Source organism: Salinimicrobium catena (genome assembly GCF_900102915.1).
Classification (GTDB): domain Bacteria; phylum Bacteroidota; class Bacteroidia; order Flavobacteriales; family Flavobacteriaceae; genus Salinimicrobium; species Salinimicrobium catena.
Genome location: NZ_FNGG01000002.1, coordinates 74,938 through 93,229, shown reverse-complemented (window position 1 = coordinate 93,229; position 18,292 = coordinate 74,938). Strand labels below are relative to the sequence as shown.

Here is an 18,292-nt window from a genome sequence, read left to right as displayed (position 1 = left end):
AAATAAATTTTGGTAAAGATACGTGAGAAATCATTCCGAATCAAAGCGGAATTTAGTACCTGATGTTGCTCCATTTTTGAGAAAAAGTAGGCGCAAGAGAATTAAGCGCATCCACCACCTCTTTAATGGAAACGGACGGGCCACCGCTAAATACCTGCTGCACCTCATCGGCCTTGGCATCAAAAAAGGTACGTACCAGCAAGGAATTCGGTCTGCGGTCGTTCATTTTGTCGAGGTCAAGAATGGCAGTTGCGATAGCTTTTTTTCCTTCTGAGGGCGCCATGTGCATCCGGTCCAAACCTTCCCGATGATAGCTATACATCGCGCTCCTGTAACCCGAATAAGAATTTGATAACAGATCGGTGATCAGCTTGTATCTTGAAGCATTCCCATCCATGGCTTTCCAGCCAACACGGCCGCCCTGCTGGGCTGTATTCACGATCTGGTTGGCAGTTTCGTAATAGGAAGTTCCTCCCTGTTCAGAAAAAGTATCGGCATCCAGCCCAAGAATGGTGTACACGTAGAACGTCACTACCGAGATCAGGTTAGATTCATATTCATTGGGGTTAAAACTGAAGGGAGCATATTCTGAATAAGTAAAGCCTAACTGCTCATCTTTAAAATTAAAGACCGGGCTTACCATAGTAGAAGCAAATACCGGCCGCGAAGATTGCACCTGAATGGTTCCTGTAAAAGAATCGGCCTCGTAGCTGGAGATGTTGATGAACATGCTGCAGTTAATACGTTCGTGCGGCAGGAACTGCCTGTTTGTCCACTTGGTCTGGTTGATGAATTCTGTAAGTGAGTTTTGTAATGTCTTAAAGACCGTTACATTAGTCCTTCCCGTTTGTTCGGCGTTCACTACAACCTGGCAGTTAAGTTCCTGCCCAAAGCCAAGGCTACTGAATAAAAAAAATGCCGCGAGAAGGAACAGTTTATTCATTTAACAACAGGATTAGTTCGTTTATGATGTCTTCGGCAACCTCTTTCTTAGACTTTAGTCCAAAATCGGCTTTTCTGCCATCCTTGAACAAGATACTTATTTTATTGGTTTCAGACTTAAACCCGGCGCCTTTATCATTCAAAGAATTTAGAACAATGAAATCCAGGTTCTTTCTTTCCAGTTTTCCGAGGGCGTTCTCCTGTTCATTTTCAGTCTCCAGAGCAAAACCTACCAAAGCCTGTCGCTTCTTATTTGCTCCAAGAGAAGCTAAAATATCGGGCGTGCGCTCCAGTTCCATTTGCAGATTCTCATCTGCCTTTTTGATCTTTTGACTGGCGATGTTCTTTGGTCTGTAATCTGAGACGGCTGCCGCTGCAATGGCCGCATCAACCTCATCGTAATGCGCAATGGCGGCTTCATACATCTCCTGTGCGCTCTGCACCCTTACAAGCTTAATCTCCTTGTGCGGATTTTCAAGGTGGGTAGGTCCTGAGATCAGGATCACCTCTGCTCCAGACCTGTATGCCGCCGCTGCCAGTTCATAACCCATTTTTCCGCTGGAATGGTTACCTATAAAACGTACAGGATCAATAGCTTCGTATGTGGGTCCGGCAGTGATCATCACCTTTCTTCCCTTTAACGGAAGATTTGCAGAAATATGGTCTTCAATGAACTTTACGATCTCTTCGGGTTCTGCCATTCTTCCCTCTCCCACAAGTCCGCTCGCCAGTTCGCCTGAAGTAGCGGGAATCATGATGTTCCCAAAAGAAGTAAGCGTTTCGAAACTTTGTTTGGTAGAAGGGTGCTTATACATGTCGAGATCCATGGCAGGTGCAAAATACACTGGACATTTGGCCGAAAGATAGGTGGCAAGCAGAAAATTATCGCTGTTGCCGGTAGCCATTTTTGAAAGGGAATTAGCAGTGGCCGGCGCAATGAGCATGAGATCTGCCCAGAGGCCAAGGTCAACATGATTGTTCCATAACCCGTTATCGTCCTCTTCTCTCGTAAAGGAGGAGATCACCGGATTTTTAGATAGTGTGGATAAGGTAAGAGGAGTGACGAATTCGCGGGCCGCTGGGGTAAGGATCACTTTCACCTCTGCCCCGGCCTTCACGAACAATCGAACCAAAAAAGCTGTTTTATAAGCGGCAATACCAGCGGTAACGCCAAGCAGTATTTTTTTGCCGCTTAATACAGACATTTTTTATTCTTCGCTTTTGGTGTTGCGATAGTAGATCTTGTCTTCCAGCCACTCCTGTACCGCTAAAGCATGTGGCTTAGGTAGTTTTTCGTAGAACTTGGAAACCTCGATCTGCTCCTTGTTCTCAAAGATCTCGTCAAGGCTGTCGTTGTAAGTAGCAAATTCATCTAACTTCTCCAACAACTCCTTTTTGATCTCGGAGTTGATCTGAGTAGCCCTCTTGGAAATAACTGAGATGGCTTCGTAAATGTTGTTAGTAGGCGCATCTATTGAATTCTTATCCAAAGTAGTGGTGTTCACCGGCGCATCAGTCTTCTTTAAATCTATCATTGTTACTTCTCTTGATTATAATTTTGTTCTTTTTCTGTAATATCTGTAAAAGCAGCCTCGGCTTCAGAAACAAATTTTCCTTCGGGGTAGTACCGCAGGTAATCCTGGTAATACTTACGCGCTTCCTTAAGCCTTTCGGGCATGGCATAAGCATAACTGTTGATGGCATACTGGTAAGCCGAATCAAACTTGTAGTAGTAAGCCTGCTCTCTGAAAGGAGAGCCTGGATATTCCAAAATAAAATTGTTCAGGGCGGTAATAGCCGCTTTATAGTTACGGGTATGGTGGTACTGCTTAGCGATCTCGTAGGATTTTTTCTCAAGTTTTACTCGAAGCTCTGTAACCAGCTCATTGGCTTCTTCCAGCTTTTCACTCTCCGGAAAACGGTTGATGAAAGCCTGTAGCTTTTCGATGGCCTTATGAGTTTCTGTCTGGTCCAGGTCATACCTTGGTGAAAGAAAATAATAACTTTTTGCTCCTTTAAAAGCAGCTTCTTCAAGTTTTTCGCTTTGCGGGTAAGTCTCCACAAAACGTTCGAACTGATAGCCGGCAAGATAATGGTCACCCAATTCGTAATAAGTATCGGCGTACATGAACATCAATTTCTGAGCCTGTGGTTTTCCACGGTATTCAGGAACGATCTGTTCAAAAATACGGAGCGCCTTCTTGAATTTTCTGCTGGTGTTTCCTTCTCCTGCCTTTGCTTCATTGTACAATTCCTCTGCAGTGGAATATTTTAAACCGGTATCGTCACTTTTCAGGACCTTTTGATACTGGCTGCAGGAAGTCGCCACTAAAACAATGCTTAAAAGGAGGATTATTTTCTTCATTCTATTATTTAACATCTGGCAAAAATACTCTTTTCTGCCTTATTATAAAAACTTTAGTTCCCGCAGGGTTTTCAGGGCCTTTCAGCGTTTATCCCGAAAAATCGAGACAAAAAAAATCAAAAATTATCCACAAAGGAATTGATCTTTCCGGTCAATCCTTCAGTTGCTTTTACCAGCGGCAATCTTAGGTTATTTTTGCAGATGCCGTGCTTGGCAAGCAGCGCTTTGATCCCAACCGGATTTCCTTCAGCAAAAATGAGATCTATAGAAGGTGCTATGTCGTAATGCAGTTTGTAAGCAGCATCCACTTCCCTATCCAGTCCCAATCTCACCATTTTGGAGAATTCCGCAGGAAAACCCTGTGCGATTACCGATATCACCCCGTGCCCTCCGGCCAATACCATAGGCAAGGTGATCATGTCATCTCCTGAGATCACCAGGAAGTCTTTCGGTACCTGGCTTATCAAATTCATTGCCTGTACCATATCACCGGCGGCCTCTTTGATCCCAATGATATTATCCACATCTTCAGCAAGGCGTTTTACCGTAGCCGGAAGTATGTTAGAAGCCGTTCTTCCCGGAACGTTATACAAGATCACAGGTTTTGCAGACGCAGCGGCCACGGCTTTATAATGCTGATAGATGCCTTCCTGAGAAGGTTTGTTATAGTACGGAGACACTGAAAGTACAGCATCAAAAGCCGAAAGGTCTGTGTTCTTTAACTCTTCCACAACCTTAGACGTACAGTTACCTCCTACTCCAAGAACCAGCGGAATCCTTCCATTATTCTCCTCCACCACGGTAGCTATTACCTGTTTTTTCTCTTCAGGAGTCAAAGTAGCGCTTTCTCCGGTCGTGCCCAGCACCACCATATAATCTATACCATTGTCTACCTGAAAATTCACCAGGTTTTGCAATGCTTTCACATCCACCTTCAAGTCATCTGTGAATGGCGTGATCAAAGCGACGCCGGTTCCCACAAATTTTTCCATTATTCTGAGTTGTTTAAAATTTTCAAATATCTTTTTAGTTCCGCGATAAAAACATCCACTTCTTCAAACCCTGTAGAGATCAACATATTAAAGAGTCCGGCAGAACTTAGACCTTCTTCCCTTCCTACCTTTAGACCGGCATTGGCCACTGAAACGAGCAGGGCCGCCAGTTTATTGTCAGCTTCGGTATAAGAGATAAGCACATCCATTTTTTGCCGGGCAAAACCGGTGATCTCCCCGTTACGGATCTTGCCATTCCAGCCCAGATCCTTTCGGGTAAATACCAGCCCCTGAAAAACATCTCCCTTCTGCCCTTCGTCCTTGCAAACCACCATTTGAAAATCGGGATCACGCAAGCCCAGGTCCGTCTTTAGCTTCAGGAATTTTTCCTTTAGGTCTTCATCGTCCCTGTCAAGGATGACACCTATTCTCTGGCTCTGTTTTTCTTCCCCGGCCAGGGATCTCTTAATAGCTGCCGCCATTCTTCTTCTGGCAACTCCAATCTTTAGATTTGAAAGCATAGGTTGCAAAATTAGGTATTAAAAAAACACAAACAGAAGAGAAGAAAAAGAAATTCTCTATACCAGGTGCAGAAGGCGCAATTTTTTCTCTGGGGTTACGAAGAACAGCAGCGATAGTTTAATAGCTGCAAACCTGATGAGCGTCCCCACGATCTCCACGCTAAGATCTGGAAAATAGAACACTTCCATATCCCTGAAGACATCGGCGAAGATAAAAGAAATGGTAAGACACATGAAGAAAACAGATTTCTTCGAAAATGAATTGAGATAATAAATGAGGGCGGTAATGGCCAGGATAAGAATGTTCAGGTAATAAATAATATAATAAGAGAACAGGAAGCCGTCAGACAGGCTGCGTTCCAACTCCAGCACATGAAGGGAAAGCAAATAAGCATAAATAGCGACCACTGCTACAAAATACAATGTCATGAACCTGCTGCCCTTTTCATATTCTGTATGTTTAATGGCTTCGCGCACCAGAAAGATGTAGCACCCAATCCAAAGTCCTATGCCTATGTAACTAAAGAACCAAACCGGATGAAAAAAGCTCAGAATATTGGCAGTGACCAGAAAGAACAGAAAAGCATAGAGATTGTAATTTCCTGAAGGAAGTTTTTTATAGTAATAGGCAAGCAATGGCAGGATAAAAAATAATTCGCCGGTCTTTTCCAGCCAAAATTTCTCCTGAAAAATACCAGTAACACTCGCCGTAACAGCCCCTATCACGAGTAAAGCAAAAAAGTATTTTTGTTTCATGCTTCAGAAATTACCGCAAGATAGGAAATTCGTTCAGCCATTGCCGAATTCCTTATTTTTTTAGATTAAAGGGTGATTAAATCGATAAAATGCGCAATCAAAAATAGGGGACTTCTGAGGATCGTCTTCTGTGTAAGCCGTGCTCAACAAGAGCATAATAAGTGATCACGTGGAACAGCGGATAGAATACATTCACACTAATATCAGAAACCACGTACGTCTTAAAAAACAAGGAGAGTTCAGAGACCAGCAAAGAAGCCGATGCCAACATCAGCCAAAGTGAAGCGTAATGCGATTTCAGGAGATAGGCGGTAAAGGTAATGGCCAATAAAAGAGTCAGCAGAAAAAGGAACAAATAAGCCCGGCTTTCAAAAACAGTAAGGACCTCAGCCATTAATTCTGCCATGGTATAGAAAAGGAATCCTAAGAACCCATACATGATTAAGAGAGACAGCCATTCTACGAAATGCACTTTGGACCTTGGGAAACCGGTTATAGCAAAACCGTACAGGATCAATATTCCTATTAAAAAAGACATGAGCGCCAAAGGATGAAAACTGGACATCCCGTGAATAAGAAAAATATCTCTAAGGTAGAAAAAGAACAATGCCAGCACCAAAAAAATGAACCAGTTCCTGGCTTTATACCGATAGTACAACACTAAAATAGGCACCAGAAGATAATTGGCTCCAAGAGTAAAGTAGTGAAGATCGAACAGGGATCCAATAATGAATACCGCCGCGATCAAGATGAACACTAAGAAAACTTTCTGGCTTGTCCTCACCCCTAAAAAATTAAAACTGTTTGAATTAATGCAGTTTAGATCCTCTAATTTCTGCTGAAAAATATGATTTTTTTAATACATATTTAACTTCTGACTTAAAAAAAGTAGGAAAATCCTTCGTTGGGAAGAGAAAATTGAGCAGGAGCATTCCTAAAAAATAAAAAACCATATTTTTGCTGCAGTACCCATTTCAGACCTTATGAAAAAGCAGCTGATTCTTCTTTTCCTTAGCGCGATCCTCAGTGTTTCCTGCAAAAACAGCATGGTATATGAGGTTAGCCAGGTTTCAGGAAGATCTATACCCGTAAGCGATTCTATTCCCGCGCATGATTCCATTTCTGAATTCATCCAGCCGTATAAAGAATATATTGACCGGGAAATGAATGCCGTGCTGGCCTATTCACCGAAAGATCTGGTCAAAACCGACGGGGAGCTTAATACGGCCTTGGGAAACATGATGGCCGATGCTGTTATGGAACTGGCGAATCCGGTTTTTAAGAAACGCACAGGAAATTCCATTGATATCGTGCTCCTTAACCATGGAGGCATACGCTCTTCGGTTGAAAAAGGAGATATTACCACCCGGACAGCCTTTCAGCTGATGCCTTTTGAAAATGAAGTGGTGGTCGCCAAAATGAAAGGTTCTGCAGTAAGAGACCTGGTACGATACCTGATAGATGCAGGAGTAGCCCACCCGATAGCAGGATTGCAACTGGTTTTGAACAGCAACAACGCTATAGAAAAACTACTGGTGCAGGGCGAACCTGTTCAGGAAGAAAAGGACTATTTCGTAGCGACCAATGATTACCTCCTGCAGGGCGGGGATAATATGGTTTTCTTCTCCAAAGCTAATGAAGTGACCTCTTTGAACTACAAGATCAGGAACCTGCTAATCGATTATTTTTCAAAACATGATATTATAGCCCCGGTCAAGGATCAAAGATTTATCAGACTAAAATAAATATCACAGGGAGTAAAAACATCTTTTCCCTTCTTCTCAAAGTCAGCGAAGATAAAATTTCTTTTCTTCCTGTACGCCTGTTGCTCCAATGTCTTCCAGGACCCTTATTAAATTCTTGGACATTATAGGCTTGCTAAAAAACCCGGAAACATAGGGGTACTTCTTTTTCTCTCCTGAAAATTCTTCAATAGCAGAAGTTAAAATATAAATCCTGATCTTCCTTTTTATTTCAGGACAGAAATTTTCAAAAGCGTCCAAAAATTCCCAGCCGGTCATTGAAGGCATATTGATATCCAGAAAAAGGACACACTCCCTGTTTTCAGGAAGGCAATTTTTCTTTATGAAATAGAGTGCTTCCTCAGGATCATTAAAAGAGCTAATCGCCGCCAGTGGGTCTATTCTCTTTATGTTTAATTCGCAAATAAGGTTGCTGGTGGCATCATCATCAACCAGGAAATACTGCCGTTCTTTTTTCATCTTCAATGATTTGAGTCCCTTCATTTTTGAATTCCAGAACAAAACGGGTTCCTTCATTCACTCTACTATATACATTTATTACTCCCCCCAGAAGCTCTACCTGGGTCTTGACCATAAAAAGCCCCATCCCCTTGCCTTCAACATGATTATGGAACCTTTTATATAGGCCAAAAATTTGGTTCCCTTTTTTCTCCAGATCAATACCCATTCCATTATCGCAGAATTCGAAAATGGTCTTATCATTACCTTTTCTGCTATTTACCTCTAAAACCAACTCAACCCCAGGCCGCCTATATTTTATACTATTAGAGATCAGGTTTGAAAATATGCTGTGTAGATAAGATTTAGGCGCATTGAATTCAGGAACTTCGGAAAAATTGGTACGAATCTCTATTTTATCCTGATCTAAAGCCCGAGAAATTCCTAAGGTTATACTTTCCACTAACCCCTCAAGACTCACTTTCTCTTTCTTTTCACTCATACCTACTTTCACCTGAAGGATATCATTCAGATCGGTAATTACAGAATCCAACCTTTTAACATTGGATATGACTTCCTGAAGTAGCTGTTGCTTAAGATCTTCTGAATAATCTCCTGAACTGATCAATTCACCCAATCCCAAAATATTGGCAACCGGGGCCCGTAAATTGTGAGAAACTATATAAGAGAACTGTTCCAGACCTTTATTGGCTGTGACCAGTTCGTTAGTGTAGTTTCTTAGATTTTGGTTCAATTCCAGCATTTTATCATTTGCTTTTTTCCTTTCGGTAATATCTGAAGACACTCCTATAAAGCCTCCAAATTTTCCGCTTTCATCAAAAAAGGGAGAGTCCGTTATTAAAGCAGGAAATGCAGAACCATCCTTACGTCGCACGAAGAGCTCTCCAGACCAGGATCTACCCTGTTTCATGGCATCCAGAATTTCCTTACCCTTCTCACGGCTTTTTGAAGAGAGGGTAAACCTGAGAATATTTCTACCCAGAACCTCTTTCCTACTCCAGCCATACATCTCAGTAGCAGCCTTATTCCAGTAAGTGATCAAACCCTCATTATCTGTAGCGATGACTGCCTGTCCTATTTTGTCTAACAAATTGGCCTGAAAAAGATTGTCCTTCTCAGCTTTCACCCGATCGGTAATATCTATTCCCACACATTGCAATTCCTCTTTTTGGCTGGAAGAGTAAGCCAAAAATATCATGTCCCATAAAGTGGTTTTTACCGTATTATTAATTCCTGGCTTATCTACTTCTACCTGGAATACCTGTCCCGGATTAGCAAGACATTTTTTAGAAACTTCTGCAAGACGATCATGGTGGTAATTCATAACTGAATCTAAACTATTCTCACCAATAAGATTTCCACCATAGATCCAAGCATAATCTTGAAAGAATTTTTCATTACAGTAGGAGTATTTCCCTTCCAAGTCTATTCTAATCACATAATTGGTTTGTGACTGAATGATTCCTTTATGTCGGGATTCGCTACGCATCAGCTTTTGCATAGCTTCTTTGCGATCTGTGATATCCTGGATAGCCCCAACCATACGCACCGCTTGACCGGCTTCATTTCTTACTATAGTACCTTTCTCCAGTACATGCGCATAATTCCCGTTTGATCTACGGTACCGGTATTCTACCTGCCAAAAGTTCGTGGTTCCCTCTAATATTTTTGTCAGTTCGCTGTAAACATGAGCATCTTCAGGATGTACCTTTGCAAACCATGAATCAATATTTGTCGGCGCTAAATCCTCTGAATAACCAAACAGCCTACTGTAATTGCTGCTCCAGAGAATTTCCCCGGTAAGGCAATCCCAATCGTAAATGGCGTCTGATGTTGCTTTTGTCACCAACTCATAACGCTTATTACTTTCTACTAAATTCTGCTCTACTTCTACCCTATCCATTATATCAATCCCTACGCCCTGGATTTCCACAGGGGTTCCTTCAGCATCGGTAAGACATACGAAATCCCAAATTGTAAATTTTTCACCCCCTTCTTCCTGTAGTTTTTCAATTTGCGCCTGCACCACATTATTAGGCTGGGAGAGGCACTTGTAAAAAATATCTTTAAGTTGGGAATGAGAAGATTCTTTGACAGAACTTAAGGCCGGTTTTCCTATGAGGTTTTGATCAGAAAAGATCCATTTAAAATCCTGAGTAAATTTTTCATTACAATAAGAATAATTTCCTTCCAGATCAACCCTTATAAGGTAGTTTGTTTGGGATTTCAGGATCCCCAGGATCCTGCTTTCATTTGTCACTAATTTTTGACTGTTCAGTTTCTCTTCAGTAATATCCTGCACGGTTCCTTCAAATACTCTTCTACCAGATTCTGTAAAAGACAAAGCTCCTCTTTCGTGCACCCATTTTATCCTTCCATCTGGAAGAATGATACGATATTCGAAATCCATGCTTCGTAAACCGGCCACTGCGGCATCATTTTCAGAAAGAAATCTTTCCTTATCTCCAGGATGTATGGATTGTACAAAGGATTCAAAAGTTGGAGTATAGCTATCCTTGTTTCTCCCCCATATCCTGTAGACCTCATCTGTCCAGAACAGATCATGGCTTTCCATGTCCTTCTCCCAATATCCAAGTTTAGCAATGCGCTGGGCGGTCTGAAGTTTAGAGCTTTTCTCCCGAAGTTGCTGCAGAACCACCTCTTTCTCAGCTTTAAAAAAATATTTTTTCCGGATCTTCCGTACACTTATGGGCAGTCGATAAGGCCGGTCCAGAAAAATGTAGTCATCGACCCCTTTTGAGAGAAAGCCGATAGCCTCTTCTTCAGATCCTTCATCTATAAGCAGAATCAACGGAATGTCCAATCCATTTCGCTGCATTATAATAAGAGCCAATTCTGAATGATTGAAACTTGCGGTATGGTCAATCAAGATTACATCTGCAGGATCTTTTCTAAGTTCATCATCAAAATCTTCTATGTTGGTTACGATCTGCGTTTCCAACATTTTCGCCTTGTCACCGAAAACCTGGTTAAAAAGAGCCAGCTCATCTATAATTCCGGAGGTAAAGTAAAGAAACTTCACTTCTTCTGTATTCCTTTCCATAATCGACAATAGGTAGAGGTTTATCGTTCATCAACACAAAACAGGCTGTAAATATAGCACTTAAAGATTTATATTAACTTTTTATTAAGACAAAAAACATCAGGTTTTCCGAATAAAAATCCTGCATTAAAACCATGCCTTCTAAAAATTAATGTACATCTATTACCGCCACCTTGCCAAAACCTTTATTTTTGTCTTGATAACTATCATTCTGTTTCAGAAGATAACCTCTTATTTTAGCATGAAGAGAAGAACCTTTTTAAAACAAAGTGCTGCGGTAGGAGCACTTGCTTCGATCGGAAGTTTTGGACTTTTATCTTTTTCTTCGGAGGAAAGAAAGAAACACATCACCATTCTTCATACGAATGATACCCATAGTCATATAGAACCTTTTAGTGCTGATCATGCGCAATATCCTAATATGGGCGGAGTCGCCAGAAGGTACAGCCTGATAAGCAGCATAAGACAGGAAAATCCTAATACTTTATTGCTTGACGCCGGAGATATCTTCCAGGGCACTCCTTATTTCAACTTTTACGGCGGGGAAGTGGAATTCAAGCTCATGTCAAAAATGGGTTATGATGCCGCAACTATTGGAAACCACGATTTTGACAATGGTATAGACGGACTTTTGGCACAAATGCCACATGCCAACTTTCCTTTTTTGAGCGCCAATTATGATTTTTCAAATACGATCCTTGAAGGTAATGTTAAGCCATACAAGGTATTTAAGAAAGACGGAGTAAAAATTGGTGTTTTCGGAATTGGCATTGAGCTGCAAGGGCTGGTAAGCAAAAAGCTCTACAAGGAAACTAAATATCTTGATCCTGTAGAGATCACGCAGGAAACTGTTTCCAGGCTGAAAAATGAAGAAAATTGCGAGCTTGTCATCTGTCTTTCTCATCTGGGATATAAGTACAGAGACGAAAAGATCAGCGATGTGCAACTTGCCCGCAGAACAAAAGATATAGACCTCATCATTGGCGGCCACACCCATACTTTTTTACCCGAACCCACTGTAGTCAAGAACAGCGAAGGAATTGACACCATAGTTAACCAGGTAGGTTGGGCCGGAATTAACCTTGGCAGGATCGATTTCTTCTTAGATGATAACGGTAACAAAGCAGGCAACGGCCGCTCCATTAGCATCTAAAAAGCCGCTTTTAACCCTTTTTTAAAGCTTTTCGGTCAAAGAGGAAATTATTTTATAGCTTTACTTGTGTCCCCTCAAAATCCCCCCATGACCGATCTAAAGTTCTTCAGGAACTTTGGCAAACTCAGTCTGTGCTAACTTACTCAATTTATTCCGAATGCGTGCAAAGCCACACCGAATGAAAAACAGTGATCTTAAGAGATATTGCTTTCTCCTGTTATATCTTCTTCTGTTTTTTGGGCCTTTACACTTAAGAGCGCAGGAAGAAGGAAAATCTCATTCCCTACGAGTAGGAGTCTACAACAATCCTCCCAAGATCTTTGTCAATGAAGAAGGTAAGGCTGACGGGATTTTTATCGATCTCCTGGAGGTGATCGCCGAAAGAGAGGATTTTGAGCTGGAATATGCGACCGGCGACTGGAATGAGCTCAAGCAAATGCTGTCTGAAGATCGAATTGACCTGTTGCCAGATGTTGCCTATTCGCGGGAACGGGATTCCCTTTACAACCTGAACACAGTACCTGTGCTGAGTTCCTGGCTTGAAGCCTACACCCTTAAGAATGCCGAAATCCGTTCACTGGCCGATTTTAAAAACAGAAGGATAGGAGTGCTAAAAGGTTCCGTACAGGAAGAATTTTTTGACGAATTCGCTATTAAGAACCTCAAGCTTGACTTTAAGAAGGTCACTTATGATGATTACCCCTCTTCCATTGAAGGGCTTTATCAAAAGGAGATCGACGTACTGGTGGCCTCACGTTTCCTTTACTTCACAAAGCACATCAACGGAGAGATCACCTCGACCGGAATCATTTTCAGGCCTTCAGAATTGCATCTCGCCTTTTCCAGAAGCCTTGATCCCGCTGTGGTCTTCAAGATCGACCGGCAACTTTCGGCCCTAAAGAATGATCCAAGATCAGAATACTACTCGATAATACATTTTTGGTTTGACCCTCCCGAAAATAAGAGCCTTCCATCGTATTTTTGGTGGATCCTATATATCGTATTATTTCTGCTGTTAAGCATCATAGGTTTTCTGTTCTTGCTCCGTTACCAGGTAAAGCTCAAGACACAGGCTCTTTGGAAAAGGAACAGGCAACTCACTCAGGCTAAGGAAAAGGCTGAAGAACATGAGCGACTCAAGACAATATTTCTCCAAAACATGTCTCACGAGATACGAACGCCCATGAACGGGATCATCGGGTTTCTGGAACTGCTCAAAGAACCTAACCTGGATTCTGATACCCGCACGAAATATATTGACATCGTCATCAAAAGCGGCAAGAGGTTGCTCACCACCATCAACAATATTATCGAGATCTCCAAGATAGATACACACCAGCTAACAGTGCATCCGGGTAGGGTCAACATTCCCGAAGTAATGGAATTTTACTATAATTTCTTTCTTCCGCAGGCAAAGGAGAAAAATATAGAATTAAAGCTTTTTCAGAACCTTGATGATAGCGATGGAATTATAGAGACCGATAAGTTCATTTTTGATAACATTCTCACAAATCTTATTGGCAATGCCATCAAGTTTACAGATCATGGTTACATTGAAATAGGGAATTACAAAAAAGGCAAAGACCTGGTTTTTTACATAAAAGATACCGGAGTAGGCATTCCTCCCGAGAGACAAAAGGCCATTTTTAAACGTTTTGTACAGGCAAACCTCAGCATTACCCGTCCGCATGAAGGGTCCGGCCTCGGCCTTGCTATAGTCAAAGCTTACGTGAAAGCTCTGCAGGGTAAAATCTGGCTGGAATCTGAAGAAAACCGGGGCACTACCTTTTTCTTTACCTTACCGTACAGGCCCGTAGATAAAGAGGCGGTGTCAAACAACAATAATCACGACCAGGAAGTTACCAGCAAGCCTCTTGACATTTTAATTGCTGAAGATGACAATATTAGTTTCCTTTTCATTAATCAGATCCTAAAACGTCCCGAAATAAAAATAACCCGGGCAAGATCTGGAAAGGAATGCGTTGAGCTACTACGGAAGAATCCGAACATTGACCTGGTGCTCATGGACATTAAGATGCCCGTGATGAACGGGATCGAAGCCACAAAAGAGATCAGGACCTTCAACCAGACCGTACCTATTATCGTACAAACAGCCTACACTTCTTCAGGAGACAAGGAAAAAGCCCTTGAAGCAGGATGCAATGACTATATCACCAAACCCATTGACAAGGAACGCCTGTTACAGCTCATAAGGAAATACACCTGAAAAAGCATTTTATTCTACCATTTTCAGGAAGTCCTCTTCACTGATTATGGGAATCCCTAAACTTTCGGCCTTGGCATGTTTGCTTGGCCCCATATTCTCACCGGCCACAACATAAGCTGTTTTGGAAGAAATGGATCCGGAAACTTTTCCGCCATTATCTTCGATCATTTTCTTCAGGTCATTCCGCGACATAGAAAAAACCCCCGATACCACGAACGACTGTCCTTCAAGCTTATTTGTCTGGTTCGCCAGTTTTTCCGCAGAGATGGCCAGTTGAAGTCCGTACTCTTTTAGGCGCTCTACGGTTTCATTGTTTTCTTCGGAAGAAAAGAATTCCACCACGCTTTCAGCTATTCGGCTGCCTATCTCATCTATATTCTCCAGTTCGGTTTGTGTGGCTTTCCGAAGAGCATCAATGTTCTTGAAATGCGCGGCGAGCTTTTTTCCTACGGTTTCCCCCACATATCTAATTCCCAGGGCAAAAAGCACCCGCTCAAAAGGGATCTCCTTTGATTTTTCAATTCCTTTGATCAGGTTATCGGCAGATTTCTCGGCCATGCGTTCCAATGGCAGGATCTGCTCCTTCTTCAGTTCGTATAGATCTGCATAATTTCCTATCAATCCTTCGTTCACAAGCAGAGCCACGGTTTCCCCTCCCAGCCCTTCAATATCCATGGCTTTCCGGGAAATGAAATGCTGAATCCGCCCAATGATCTGTGGCGGACATCCATTGGCATTTGGGCAATAATGCTGCGCCTCGCCTTCATTCCGCACCAGCTCTGTACCGCATTCGGGGCAGTTGATGATGTATTTCGTCGGGTTAGATTGCGGATCCCTCTTTTTGAAGTTCACCCCCACGATCTTAGGAATGATCTCCCCTCCTTTTTCCACGTACACCTCATCTCCCTCTCTAATATCGAGCTTTTCTATCTGGTCGGCGTTGTGCAGGGAAGCCCTTTTTACGACCGTACCACCCAGTTGTACCGGCTCCAAATTGGCTACCGGAGTAATGGCCCCGGTCCTCCCTACCTGGTAGGAGATCTTATTGAGCCTGGTGGCAACCTGCTCGGCCTGGAATTTATAGGCCATTGCCCAGCGAGGTGATTTGGAGGTATGGCCCAGTTCTTCCTGCTGGTGCAGGTCATTCACCTTTACTACCACCCCGTCTGTTTCATAGGGCAGGTCATGACGGTGAACATCCCAGTAGTTGATATACTTAAGCACCTCATCAAGATCCTTTGCTAAAATAGCTTCATCAGGGACTTTAAATCCCCATTTTCGCGCTTTCTCCAGGCTTTCGAATTGTGTTTTAATTCCGAGTTTATTCCCTTTCAACCCGTAAAGCAGGCAATCAAGCGGCCTTTTAGCCACTTCGGCACTGTCCTGCAGCTTAAGACTGCCCGAAGCCGTGTTCCGCGGATTGGCATAAGGTTCTTCCCCTGCCTCTACCCTGGCTGCGTTAAGGTGCGCGAAACCTTCATATGGCAAAACGATCTCCCCGCCTATCTCAAATTTTTCGGGATAATCTCCCTGTAGCTGAAGAGGCACAGACCTAATGGTACGAACGTTGTTTGTGACATCATCTCCTTGAATACCATCACCACGAGTCACAGCCTGCTTAAATTTTCCATTTTCATAGGTAAGGCTGATCGATGCCCCGTCATATTTCAGCTCACAGGTGTAATTCACTTTGCCATCAACCATTTTCCTTATCCTCTTTTCCCAGTTCTCCAGGTCTTCCTTAGAATAGGAATTGTCCAGGGAGTACATTCGGTGTTCATGCACCACGGTCGCAAAGTTCTTAGTCACGGCGCCTCCAACTCTTAAGGTCGGGGAATTTTCATCATAGAATTCCGGATGTTGTTCTTCCAGCTTTTGCAGCTCCTTGAGTTTCTGATCGAATTCATAATCAGAAATTTCAGGTTTGTCCAGAACGTAATACAAATAATTGTGGTGGTGCAGCTCTTCGCGCAGCCTGTTTATCTTTTCCTTTGGGTTCATATGCTTTCAAGTCGGTCATTGTAAAAGGCGATTCGCGAAGAAGCCCCTTTCACAGAAAATTCTATTTCAAAAGGAGAAGCAAAAGCCGCGTCTCCCGTAGGTATCCAGTCTTTTATTTCTTTATTGATGATGATGAAAAGGCCCTCATCGTCTCCGGTGGCACAAAATCGCGAGTAATCGCCGGAAAATTTCTGAAGCCCGAACCGGTCGTTCAGAAACCGAAATTTTTCCTCCACCTCGGCCGTTGCCAGTCCCATTTCACTAATGCCAAGAAAATTTGCTTCGGAAAAACCTTCCGCAGCAGAAAAAAGATCTTCCCTTGAAATCAGTTCCACTATGTTCTTGTCGGCATCATAAAAGTAAACCGACCGTGCCTTCCAGGCCGGGAACTCAACGATCTCATTTTCTTCGTCCTTCAGGATCTCTACCCGCTCCTTAAGCCAGTCATGCGCAGGTTCCACTTGTTTCGGCGGAATGTGAACAGCAAAATGATAAGGTGTAGCTGAATCCTGCTGCCGAAATTCAAGCAAACTGTAGCCAATTTCCACCTGAAATGAACCATCTTTCACATTTTTGACCGGCAGGCCAAGAACGTCTTCATAGAAATCCTGTTGCTCTTTGAGTCGGGAGGTGTACAGGGTTAGAAATTCAATTTTCATGTTTTATTCCTTTTAACATTCGGTTGACCCCGAAAATATCCTTTTTTAAAGAGGAAAGGAAATCTTTTTTTCGCAGTAAGGCTTCGGTTTCCTTCCCGAGGTACTGATTGATCTCAAAATATAAAGCTCCGGAAGGTTTTAAAGCCCCGGCGGCCAAAGCGGTTATTTTCTCATAAAAAAGCAGCGGATCAGCGTCTTTGACGTATAAAGCCGAAGCCGGTTCAAAATCGAGCACGTTCTTCTGCATCTCCTTTTTTTCAAGCTCCCGCACGTAAGGCGGATTGGAGACGATGACATCATATCTCTTCGGAAGCCTTTCAGTTTTGAGAATATCCTGCTCCAAAAAATCCACTTGAACTTCATTTTTCAACGCGTTCTCACGGGCCACTTTCAAGGCTTCAGATGAAATGTCCATAGCCGAAACTTTTGTATGGGGAAGATTCTTAGCCAGGGAAATGGCAATGCAACCGCTTCCTGTCCCAAGATCCAGGATCTCAAGCTCCTTATTTTTTTGCTCCTGAAGGTCATTGAGGATCCACTCTACAAGTTCCTCGGTTTCGGGCCGCGGGATCAGAACATTTTTGTTCACCCCAAATTCAAGTCCGAAAAAATGAGTTCTTCCTGTGATGTATTGTACCGGCTCATGCTGCTGAAGTCTTTCCTGGGCATCAGTAAACTGCTGCAATTGACCTGGAGTTAAAACCTTTTCAGGATATAGAGCTATTTCAAGCCTGCTCATATCAAGAAACTCCTCAGCAAGAATAGTGAAAAAGGAACCTGCCTCCTCCTTCGGATATATATTCCGAAGAGTGTCAAAAAACTGCTTTTTAAGTTCGCTTACTGTCATTGTTTAAATGTGAACAATGGGCGATTTCGTTTTTAAAGATCCTTTATCATCCACATGGTACAGTTGTAGTGACCGGTATCTCCAAGTGGTTTTTCAAGGGAATTAAAGCCCGTCCGTGCGTAAAGCTTCCTGGCGCTTTCCATGTAAGGCAGGGTTTCCAGGTAACATTTTTCAAATCCCTGGCTTCGGGCAAAATCAAGGCAGGTTTTCATCATTTCTGCGCCTACCCCACGGCCGCGTGCCTGCGGCAGAAAATACATTTTTTGCAGTTCACAGATCTCTTCTTCCCCGCCCTGTAAGGGCGCGATCCCTGCACTGCCTATGATCTTCCCTTCTTCCTCGACCACAAAATAGCTCATGCGCGGCGCATCATAAGTGGCATACATATCATTTAGGGATACGTCCTCGTAGGCAGTTCCAACTTTAGGAACGCCCATCTCGACCAGGACGCTTTGAATAACTTTCTTTACCTCAGGGTTATCCTGCGGCTTAATTTCACGGATAGTATATGTGCTCATCAAAATATTTTCAATGAGCGTAAAA

17 protein-coding genes are annotated in these 18,292 nt (G+C 42.8%); 3 read left to right on the top strand and 14 right to left on the bottom strand.

What is annotated here, in order from left to right:
- Positions 1-52 precede the first annotated feature (52 nt).
- From porD to BLS64_RS05025, 8 genes are all read right to left on the bottom strand, one after another.
- Complete coding sequence (gene porD / locus BLS64_RS05060; RefSeq protein ID WP_093112432.1) at positions 53-943, bottom strand: type IX secretion system protein PorD; 891 nt, start codon at positions 941-943, stop codon at positions 53-55.
- On the bottom strand, positions 936-2,147 hold the full coding sequence (coaBC, locus tag BLS64_RS05055; RefSeq protein ID WP_093112431.1) for a bifunctional phosphopantothenoylcysteine decarboxylase/phosphopantothenate--cysteine ligase CoaBC: 1,212 nt from the start codon (positions 2,145-2,147) through the stop codon (positions 936-938). Before coaBC ends, porD begins: the two co-directional genes overlap by 8 nt.
- Before the next feature lie 3 nt (positions 2,148-2,150).
- Positions 2,151-2,477: a DNA-directed RNA polymerase subunit omega gene (locus BLS64_RS05050; protein ID WP_407690093.1), complete on the bottom strand. Its 327-nt coding sequence runs from the start codon at positions 2,475-2,477 to the stop codon at positions 2,151-2,153.
- 2 nt (positions 2,478-2,479) lie between these two features.
- On the bottom strand, positions 2,480-3,307 hold the full coding sequence (locus BLS64_RS05045) for an outer membrane protein assembly factor BamD (protein ID WP_093112430.1): 828 nt from the start codon (positions 3,305-3,307) through the stop codon (positions 2,480-2,482).
- A gap of 116 nt (positions 3,308-3,423) precedes the next feature.
- Complete coding sequence (gene dapA / locus BLS64_RS05040) at positions 3,424-4,299, bottom strand: 4-hydroxy-tetrahydrodipicolinate synthase (RefSeq protein WP_093112429.1); 876 nt, start codon at positions 4,297-4,299, stop codon at positions 3,424-3,426.
- The gene (locus BLS64_RS05035; RefSeq protein WP_093112428.1) at positions 4,299-4,820 is read right to left on the bottom strand and encodes a DUF6913 domain-containing protein; all 522 of its coding nucleotides are present in this window, start codon (positions 4,818-4,820) and stop codon (positions 4,299-4,301) included. Before BLS64_RS05035 ends, dapA begins: the two co-directional genes overlap by 1 nt.
- Before the next feature lie 57 nt (positions 4,821-4,877).
- Positions 4,878-5,576, bottom strand: coding sequence for a hypothetical protein (locus tag BLS64_RS05030; protein ID WP_093112427.1), 699 nt, complete (start codon positions 5,574-5,576; stop codon positions 4,878-4,880).
- A gap of 97 nt (positions 5,577-5,673) precedes the next feature.
- Positions 5,674-6,333, bottom strand: coding sequence for a hypothetical protein (locus tag BLS64_RS05025; protein WP_093112426.1), 660 nt, complete (start codon positions 6,331-6,333; stop codon positions 5,674-5,676).
- 226 nt (positions 6,334-6,559) lie between these two features.
- Between BLS64_RS05025 and BLS64_RS05020 the strand changes: the two genes are divergently transcribed.
- Entirely contained in the window at positions 6,560-7,321 is a 762-nt protein-coding gene (locus BLS64_RS05020; protein WP_093112425.1) for a 5'-nucleotidase C-terminal domain-containing protein, read from the top strand.
- 42 nt (positions 7,322-7,363) lie between these two features.
- Here the strand turns inward: BLS64_RS05020 and BLS64_RS05015 are convergent, their stop codons facing one another.
- Both BLS64_RS05015 and BLS64_RS05010 read right to left on the bottom strand, forming a co-directional pair.
- A complete protein-coding gene (locus BLS64_RS05015; protein WP_176763430.1) occupies positions 7,364-7,798 on the bottom strand; it encodes a response regulator in 435 nt (144 codons plus the stop codon).
- Positions 7,767-10,862 (bottom strand): PAS domain S-box protein, encoded by a 3,096-nt coding sequence (locus BLS64_RS05010; RefSeq protein WP_093112423.1) that lies wholly within the window; start codon positions 10,860-10,862, stop codon positions 7,767-7,769. The genes BLS64_RS05015 and BLS64_RS05010 overlap by 32 nt, the downstream gene beginning before the upstream one ends.
- Positions 10,863-11,103: 241 nt before the next feature.
- Between BLS64_RS05010 and BLS64_RS05005 the strand changes: the two genes are divergently transcribed.
- Complete coding sequence (locus BLS64_RS05005; protein ID WP_093112931.1) at positions 11,104-12,015, top strand: metallophosphoesterase; 912 nt, start codon at positions 11,104-11,106, stop codon at positions 12,013-12,015.
- 178 nt (positions 12,016-12,193) lie between these two features.
- On the top strand, positions 12,194-14,242 hold the full coding sequence (locus BLS64_RS05000; RefSeq protein ID WP_176763429.1) for a hybrid sensor histidine kinase/response regulator: 2,049 nt from the start codon (positions 12,194-12,196) through the stop codon (positions 14,240-14,242).
- Between the two features lie 9 nt (positions 14,243-14,251).
- Here BLS64_RS05000 and ligA read toward each other — a convergent pair whose 3' ends face one another.
- Genes ligA through BLS64_RS04980 form a run of 4 tightly spaced genes read right to left on the bottom strand, consistent with a single transcriptional unit; the run spans position 14,252 to position 18,267 of the window.
- Positions 14,252-16,243: an NAD-dependent DNA ligase LigA gene (ligA, locus tag BLS64_RS04995; protein ID WP_093112421.1), complete on the bottom strand. Its 1,992-nt coding sequence runs from the start codon at positions 16,241-16,243 to the stop codon at positions 14,252-14,254.
- Positions 16,240-16,902, bottom strand: a complete 663-nt coding sequence (locus BLS64_RS04990) for a VOC family protein (protein WP_093112420.1) — start codon at positions 16,900-16,902, stop codon at positions 16,240-16,242. Before BLS64_RS04990 ends, ligA begins: the two co-directional genes overlap by 4 nt.
- Positions 16,892-17,749, bottom strand: coding sequence for a peptide chain release factor N(5)-glutamine methyltransferase (prmC, locus tag BLS64_RS04985; RefSeq protein WP_093112419.1), 858 nt, complete (start codon positions 17,747-17,749; stop codon positions 16,892-16,894). Before prmC ends, BLS64_RS04990 begins: the two co-directional genes overlap by 11 nt.
- A 32-nt stretch (positions 17,750-17,781) precedes the next feature.
- Complete coding sequence (locus BLS64_RS04980; RefSeq protein WP_176763428.1) at positions 17,782-18,267, bottom strand: GNAT family N-acetyltransferase; 486 nt, start codon at positions 18,265-18,267, stop codon at positions 17,782-17,784.
- Positions 18,268-18,292 lie beyond the last annotated feature (25 nt).